This window comes from Bacteroides sp. An279, from assembly GCF_002159615.1.
Lineage (GTDB): Bacteria > Bacteroidota > Bacteroidia > Bacteroidales > Bacteroidaceae > Phocaeicola > Phocaeicola intestinalis.
On sequence record NZ_NFJA01000048.1, the window covers coordinates 21,828 to 28,631 of the forward strand.

Here is a 6,804-nt window from a genome sequence, read left to right on the forward strand (position 1 = left end):
TTACGAATAAAACCTCAGTGCTCCGTGTCTCTGTGTTCCGATCAACTATTAGCAAAGAGCTTTATTCAGCATATAATAAACTTCGTTCATACGGAGTTCTTTCTTGAAGTCGCTAATGGTGGTATCTTTGTTGATATGTACCATTTCGATGCCTGCGATTTCAGCATAATCTTCCCAATATTCTGCAGTCAAATCGTACGAGAAGCAAGAGTGGTGAGTTCCACCAGCCAAAATCCATGCACCTGCACCTACTTCAAAATTAGGCTGCGGAATCCACAATGCAGAAGCTACCGGCAATTTAGGCAGCGGTTTCGGTTCAATACATTCTACATCGTTTACAATCAAACGGAAACGATTACCCATATCCACCACTGTTGCTGTACATCCAGTACCCGTCTTTGAAGTGAATACCAAACGGGCAGTCTGGCTCTTACGGACACCGATACCCAGGAAATGTACTTCCAGACGTGGCTTTTGAGCTGCAATCAACGGACAAACTTCCAACATGTGTGCCTGCAGGATAGCACTTCTTTCACCATTGAAGTTCAACGTATAGTCTTCCAAGAACGAACATCCGTTGGGCAGACCTTGATTCATCACCCATACCGTACGGTACAAGGCTGCTGATTTCCAGTCACCTTCAGCACCGAAGCCATAACCTTCTGCCATCAGACGCTGAGATGCAAGTCCCGGAATCTGGTCGAAATGACTTCCGTCTGTCTGACCCAAATCATCAAAGTTAGTAGTGAAGCCTTTCGCACCTTTTGCCTTCAAAATAGCACGCAAGGCAAGTTCCGCTTTAGCCGAATTCCATACCTTTCCATAGGCTTCGGTTCGTTGATCTTCCAGTTCTTTATCATGGTCATACAGCTGGAAATACTCATCCACCAATGCTTTTACATCCTCGTCTTTCACCTGGCTGTGATATTCCATCAGTTCACTTACCGGACAATAGTCTACATGGTATCCCATCCGAACTTCAGCTTCTACCTTGTCGCCATCCGTTACGGCTACATTATTCATCTGGTCGCCAAAACGAATAATCAACATGTCCTGTGCATCTGCCCAAGCTGCACATACACGCATCCAAACGGAAATCTTACGTTGGGTTTCCGCATCTTTCCAATAACCAACTACTACTTTACGACGGATACGCATACGGCTGCAAATATGTCCGAACTCGCGGTCACCGTGTGCCGACTGGTTCAGATTCATAAAGTCCATATCCATGGTATCCCAAGGAATTTCTTCATTAAACTGAGTATGCAGGTGAAGCAACGGTTTCTTCAATTGTTGCAAGCCATGTATCCACATCTTTGCAGGCGAGAATGTATGCATCCACGTGATAACACCGATACACTTCTCATCGTTATTGGCTGCTTTCATTACTGCTTCCACTTCTTTTGAAGAGTTAGCCGTACCTTTATATACTACTTTAACCGGAAGATTTCCACTGTTATTCAATCCAGCTACCATTTCATTACTGTGTGCGTCTACTGCGATAACAGCATCGCCTCCGTACAGAAGCTGAGCTCCTGTTACGAACCATACTTCAAATTGATCAAATGTGCTCATAGTTCTATGTATTTTAAAAAGTTAGTATGTTATTTCTTCTGTCCGTAGTAAGCATTCGGACCATGCTTGCGGCTGAAATGTTTCTCTACCAGCAGGGGGTTCATCGTCAGATGCGGATTGACGGCATATGCAATGCTTGCCATTTTTGCCACCTGCTCCATCACTACAGCATTATGAACTGCATCGTGAGCATCCTTACCCCACGCAAAAGGTCCGTGATTTTTCACTAATACACCCGGAGTATGAACCGGATTCATTCCTTCGAAACGTTTTACAATCACGTTTCCGGTTTCCAATTCATAATCGCCTTTCACCTCTTCTTCGGTCATATCCGCCGTGCAAGGGATGGCTTCGTGAAAATAATCGGCATGTGTAGTCCCTATATTCGGAATGTCGCATCCGGCCTGTGCCCATGCAGTAGCATACGTAGAATGCGTATGCACCACCCCACCTATTTCCTTGAATGCCTTATAAAGAACCAGATGAGTCGGCGTATCGCTGGAAGGACGTAAATCACCTTCCACTACATTGCCATCCAAATCTACCACCACCATATCCGATGCTTTCATTACATCGTAAGCTACGCCACTGGGCTTAATCACTACCAGCCCTTTTTCGCGGTCGATAGCAGATACATTACCCCATGTAAAAATCACCAATCCATGTTTCACCAAATCAAGGTTTGCCTGAAACACTTTTTCTTTCAAATCTTCTAACATAAGTCTTATAGTTTGAATTTCGGGTCCCGCTGATAAGCCTTATCATTGAACTTGTACAGATAAGCCCCTCTTTTAGAACCTGTTTTATCTATTTTATCTGTTTTCTCGATATAACCCATATCCGCAATTCGCTTCCGGAAATTGCGTTTATCCATTGGTTCGCCATAAATAGCTTCATACAAGCTTTGCAATTGCGTAAGTGTAAAAAGCTCTGGAAGCAAATTGAAACCAATGGGAGCGGTAGAAGCCTTTTCCTTCATGGCCGTCCGGGCTTTTTCTACCATTTGGTTATGGTCGAAAATCAAATCAGGTATCTCATCAATATTTACCCAATACGCATTATGCCGTTGCACCAGCTCCCGGTCGTATTTATTCGTATTGATGAGTGCATAATAAGCAAGCGAGATAACCCGTTCACCCGGGTCTCTGTTTATCTTGCCAAAAGCTCCGATGTGTTCCATATAAACATCCTTCAATCCGGTCAGTTCGTACAGCACACGCTTTGCCGCATCATCCGCGCTTTCATTTTCCTGGACAAAACCGCCCATTAAAGACCACTGACCCTTTGCCGGCTCAAAATTACGCTGAAGCAACAACAAGCTCAATTGTTCTTTCTCAAAACCGAATATGATGCAATCAATACCGACGAAAAATTTCGGATTATTCTTGTAATATGTAGACACATCGTTCATAAAATCATTTTTCTATACCGAACTGGAATATACAATGGCTCTGATAAGTTTCACCCGGTTCCAGGATAACCGAAGGCCATTGCGGCTTATTAGGACTATCCGGATAATGTTGAGTCTCCAAACATACAGAAGCCCGTTGCGGATAAGCAATGCCTTTCTTACCTTTCACGGTTCCATCCAAGAAATTTCCTGTGTAAACCTGGATACCAGGCTCGTCGGTGTATACGGTCAGACTGATACCCGAAGTCGGGCTGGTCAGCTTGGCTGCTACCTGGCTGATATCGCCTTTAGTCTTCAGTACCCAGTTATGGTCGAATCCATTACCGAACTTCACTTGTTCGTTTTCAAAATCGGTTACAGACGGAGCGATAGGCTTCGGCGTATTGAAATCGAATGGAGTATCCTTTACAGCCATCATCTCGCCATTGGTCATATACGTGCTGTCGACAGGAGTAATGCTGTCTGCCGCAACATACAGAATCTGGTCGGTTCCAGGCTTGGAGGGGTCGCCATTCAGGTTAAAGTATGAATGGTTGGTCATATTGATTACCGTGGTCTTGTCGGTAGTAGCATCATACTTGATATCGATGGCATTATTGGCTGTCAATGCGTAAGTCACATGTGCAGTCACATTACCCGGGAAATTATTATCGCCATCTGCCGAGTTCATCGTCAAGACCAAAGTACTGTCGTTGGTCTGATTAGCTTCATACACCTGATATTGCCAACCGGTAGGTCCACCGTGCAGACAATGTCCGAAATTGTTTGTCGGCAATTGAATCAAAGTGCCGTCCACTTTCATCTGCCCCTTATTAATACGATTAGCATAACGCCCGATGGCTGCTCCGAAATCACTCGGGATATTCTGGTAATCGGCAATGCTGTCGAAGCCCAGCACCACATCTGTCATCGTGCCATTTTTGTCCGGCACCATCAGCGAGACAATACGTCCACCAAAGTTTGTAATGCAGACTTCCATTCCGTTATGATTTGTCAACGTATAAAGTTTAACCGCTTTTGTCCCGTCTACAGTCGTTTCAAAATTGGCAGGATCCAATCCCGAAAGGGTCAATGCAGGTTTCTGTTCCTGCGTAGTGCAAGATGCCATCAAGGCAAGTGCCGCACTCATTCCTAAAAATGAATTCCGAATGTTTTTCATCGCTTATTATTTTTTATTTAAAACATCATTCATCTACTCTTTACCAAAAATACCAGTAGAAAGCTGCACAGCAGGCAACAACACCCAATGTGGCGATGACATCCCATTTATTCCAGCTCTCACGGATAGCCTTCTTGTAATCTTTGGTGAAGGTAATCGCTTCCACCTGTTCTTTGGACGGAGCGGGTGTAAAACAAGACACAACAACCATCAGAATGATAATGAATACAAGCAACCATACTTCAAACACCAGCCAGTTGGTCTGCCAGAACCAAGACGTGTATTCCCAGAAAGCTCCTTCCATCACCTTGGTGCCCGATTCGGTAACTACATTGGTGAACAAGCGCACCATACCAATCAAAAAGCCACCGATAAGTCCCCATTCGCCGGCTTTGGGAGTAATCTTCTTTGAGAAGATACCCAGCGAGAACACCGCCACCATTGCCGGAGCAATCAGTGACTGAATGTCTTGCAAGTAAGAGTACAGGTTACCCATGTTCATCATAATCGGCATCCAAGCCAATCCCAGAAGCACAACAACTACCGTTGCAAGACGGCCTACAAACACATAATGGCTCTCGCTCATGCCTTTCTTCATCGGCTTATAAAAGTCTTCGGTAAACAACGTAGCACAGCTATTGAAGAATGCTGCCAACGATGCAACGAGGGCACATACAAAACCAATGGTCACAATACCTTTGACCCCTGCCGGCAAGATATTTTTCACCATCATGGCAAATGCGCCGTCAGTATCATGTGTGTTAGTGATATCCATCTCAATACCGCTTCCCGCCTTCATCGAGAGTGCGTATGCCACCATACCCGGAATCAAGAACATGAAGATAGGCAACAACTTGAAATAACCGGCTGCAATCGTACCGCGACGGGCACGTGCCATTACTACTGAATTGTCTTCGCCCTTAGTCTGCCCCAACACACGTTGTACAATGTGCTGGTCGGTACACCAATACCAGAAACCAATGATAGACGCACCGAGGAACACTACATAACCCGGGAATTTGGGATACATCGGATCTGCCGGATCAGTATGGAACATGTGCGTAGTACCAAAGCCGTCGTGGGCAGCATTACATACAACCATCATCTGCGACCAGCCTTCGGCAATGCTTCCATCTCCCAACAGATGCAGTCCTAAAAACAAGACAAGGAAAGAACCAATGATGAGGATAGGAGTCTGGATAGCCGACAAGGTCATCACACCTTTCATTCCACCGAAAACAGTAAATACCGCTGTAATAGCAATCAGCCCGATAGCACCGTACCAGAACGGGATATTCAATAAGTATTCGAAGAAAATACCTCCGGTGAATGCGGTTACAGAAACTTTTGTCAGCACGTATGCAATCAAAGTAATGATGGAAAGCCACGAACCGGTACGCTTCGTATAACGGAACTTCAGGAAGTCAGGCATCGTAATAATCTTGCCCAACTTATTGTTCAATAATTGATAGAAGGGGACGAACAGCCATCCGAGGATAAGAATCATCCAGCCCTGCATCTCCCAGTGTGCCATACCAACGCCGTCCTTGGCTCCTGTACCTGCCAGTCCGACCAGGTGTTCCGACCCGATATTGGCGGCAAAGATAGCCGCACCGATAATGTACCACGGCTCTCCTTTTCCGAAGAGGTAATCTTCACTGTTAGCCCCTTGTTGTTGCTTTTTGTCTTTTTGGATTGCACGGTACACCGCCCACGCAATCAGAATGACCCCGATGACGAGAACCGCCCAGTCGAGCCAAACAAATTCACTTGAATTCCAATTCATAATCACGTTTGTTTTTTTAATTTATGTTTCATGTTAATTAGATGTCCAAAAGGTCACGCAAGTTACAAGAACCGGCCATTATCAGTAAAGTGTATCATTTACACTAATTCGACTGCAATATTACAAATTCCTTACGAGTTATGTTCATAAATTTGTGTGTTACACAACATATTTGGACAAATTTCTGCCAAAACCTGTTCTATTGTCCACTTCCCGGCAACCGATACCTATTCTGTACACCTTATTATATATCCAACACCCGTTGGCGGAAGTAATTTTGCACATATATGATTCCACCGATAAAGGCATTCAGACATGACAGGTGCTGCCTCAAAAAGACCGGACTGCATTTCTTATCCTCGTAGGCTTGCAATTGCGATATTCCGGTTTTTACCTCTGCTTTTGACTCATATTTAGTTGTTGTTATTATCTTCTTCCCCCAGTGCAGATAACTTCGTCTGGTGTAAGATTAATAATCTTCCGCTTGTAAGATTAATAATCTTGCAGCCTGAAGATTAATAATCTTACAGCGGATGGACCTATATGCGTTTGCCGGCGCACCTATATCCGCGGGTTTCCGCAACCGGCTGCATCCTGCAAAAATAGTCCGCGCTATCCTCCTCGTTACAGAAGCGGAAATACCTCAAAAACTCATTCCAAATCAGCACCCCACCGTCAAGTTAGAAGTGCAACTCCTCCACCGCCTTCCTCCGTCCTTGGAGCGTAGCGGAAAGGGCGGAGGAAGGCGGTGGAAGCCGGGCTTCGGGTCATCCGGCAATACAAAATAAAAAAGGGAGACCTCTGTCTCCCACGGATTAATTACTTTTGTATTGTCTATGAAGTATAAGCACTTAACCCGTGAGCAAAGGTACG

The 6,804-nt window shown here is 45.0% G+C and carries 6 protein-coding genes; 1 reads left to right on the top strand and 5 read right to left on the bottom strand.

Annotated elements, in window-relative coordinates; genetic code table 11:
• Window positions 1-48 precede the first annotated feature (48 nt).
• The 5 genes from araA to B5F78_RS09795 are packed head-to-tail and all read right to left on the bottom strand — an operon-like array spanning window position 49 to window position 5,931.
• A complete protein-coding gene (araA, locus tag B5F78_RS09775; RefSeq protein ID WP_022041239.1) occupies window positions 49-1,575 on the bottom strand; it encodes an L-arabinose isomerase in 1,527 nt (508 codons plus the stop codon).
• A gap of 29 nt (window positions 1,576-1,604) precedes the next feature.
• Window positions 1,605-2,294 (bottom strand): L-ribulose-5-phosphate 4-epimerase, encoded by a 690-nt coding sequence (locus tag B5F78_RS09780; protein WP_022041238.1) that lies wholly within the window; start codon window positions 2,292-2,294, stop codon window positions 1,605-1,607.
• Window positions 2,295-2,299: 5 nt separating this feature from the next.
• Window positions 2,300-2,986 (bottom strand): NUDIX hydrolase, encoded by a 687-nt coding sequence (locus B5F78_RS09785; protein WP_225226302.1) that lies wholly within the window; start codon window positions 2,984-2,986, stop codon window positions 2,300-2,302.
• Window positions 2,987-2,990: 4 nt separating this feature from the next.
• The gene (locus B5F78_RS09790) at window positions 2,991-4,145 is read right to left on the bottom strand and encodes an aldose epimerase family protein (protein ID WP_022041236.1); all 1,155 of its coding nucleotides are present in this window, start codon (window positions 4,143-4,145) and stop codon (window positions 2,991-2,993) included.
• 40 nt (window positions 4,146-4,185) lie between these two features.
• Complete coding sequence (locus B5F78_RS09795) at window positions 4,186-5,931, bottom strand: sodium:solute symporter (protein WP_087406597.1); 1,746 nt, start codon at window positions 5,929-5,931, stop codon at window positions 4,186-4,188.
• A gap of 533 nt (window positions 5,932-6,464) precedes the next feature.
• Between B5F78_RS09795 and B5F78_RS09800 the strand changes: the two genes are divergently transcribed.
• Window positions 6,465-6,719 carry a hypothetical protein gene (locus tag B5F78_RS09800; RefSeq protein ID WP_087406598.1) on the top strand — a complete coding sequence of 85 codons (255 nt, stop codon included), beginning with the start codon at window positions 6,465-6,467 and terminating at the stop codon, window positions 6,717-6,719.
• The last annotated feature ends 85 nt before the right edge of the window (window positions 6,720-6,804 follow it).